General features: G+C 70.6%; 1 protein-coding gene. It reads left to right on the top strand.

Translation table 11 applies throughout. The features are described from left to right. On the top strand, nucleotides 1-1,417 hold a 1,417-nt coding region (locus tag D7231_RS34710; RefSeq protein ID WP_120760338.1), incomplete at both ends, for a DEAD/DEAH box helicase.

Genomic DNA, 1,417 nt, shown 5'->3' with positions numbered 1-1,417 from the left:
GCCACCCGCGAGTACCTGGTCGTGGAGTACGCCCCGGCCAAGCGCGGGCAGCCCGGGGACCGGCTGTTCGTGCCGACCGACCAGCTGGACCTGGTCACCAAGTACGTCGGCGGCGAGGCGCCCTCGCTGCACCGCCTCGGCGGGGCGGACTGGACCAAGACCAAGGCGCGGGCCAGGAAGGCCGTCAAGGAGATCGCCGCCGACCTGATCAAGCTCTACTCGGCGCGGATGGCCGCCCCCGGCCACGCCTTCGGTCCCGACACGCCCTGGCAGCGGGAGCTGGAGGACGCCTTCCCCTACCCCGAGACGCCGGACCAGCTGACCACCATCGGCGAGGTCAAGGTGGACATGGAGAAGTCCGTGCCCATGGACCGGCTGATCTGCGGGGACGTCGGCTACGGCAAGACGGAGATCGCGGTGCGCGCGGCGTTCAAGGCCGTGCAGGACGGCAAGCAGGTGGCGGTGCTGGTGCCGACGACCCTGCTGGTGCAGCAGCACTTCGGGACGTTCTCCGAGCGGTACGCGCAGTTCCCGGTGACCGTCCGGCCGCTGTCCCGCTTCCAGAGCGACGCGGAGGCGCGGGCGGTGCTCGACGGGCTGCGGGAGGGCGCGGTGGACGTGGTGATCGGCACGCACCGGCTGTTCTCCTCGGAGGTGAAATTCAAGGACCTCGGCCTGGTGATCGTGGACGAGGAGCAGCGCTTCGGCGTCGAGCACAAGGAGCAGCTGAAGAAGCTGCGGGCGAACGTGGACGTGCTGACCATGTCCGCCACGCCCATCCCGCGCACGCTGGAGATGGCCGTCACCGGCATCCGCGAGATGTCGACCATCACCACGCCGCCGGAGGAGCGGCACCCGGTGCTGACGTTCGTCGGGCCGTACGAGGAGCGGCAGATCGGCGCGGCCATCCGGCGCGAACTGCTGCGCGAGGGACAGGTCTTCTACATCCACAACCGCGTGGACTCCATCGACCGGGCCGCGGCCCGGCTGCGCCAGATCGTGCCCGAGGCCCGGATCGCCACCGCGCACGGGCAGATGAGCGAGACGGCGCTGGAGCGGGTGGTGGTGGACTTCTGGGAGAAGAAGTGGGACGTGCTGGTCTCCACGACGATCGTGGAGTCCGGCATCGACATCGCCAACGCCAACACCCTGATCGTGGAGCGCGGGGACACCTTCGGCCTCTCCCAGCTGCACCAGCTGCGCGGGCGGGTCGGGCGGGGCCGGGAGCGGGGGTACGCGTACTTCCTCTACCCGCCGGAGAAGCCGCTGACGGAGACCGCGCACGAGCGGCTGGCCACGATCGCGCAGCACACGGAGATGGGCGCGGGCATGTACGTGGCGATGAAGGACCTGGAGATCCGCGGCGCGGGCAACCTGCTGGGCGGCGAGCAGTCCGGGCACATCGCGGGGGTCGGCT

The organism is Streptomyces klenkii (genome assembly GCF_003626645.1).
GTDB classification, from domain to species: domain Bacteria; phylum Actinomycetota; class Actinomycetes; order Streptomycetales; family Streptomycetaceae; genus Streptomyces; species Streptomyces klenkii.
This window is presented reverse-complemented; position numbering and strand designations above follow the sequence as displayed.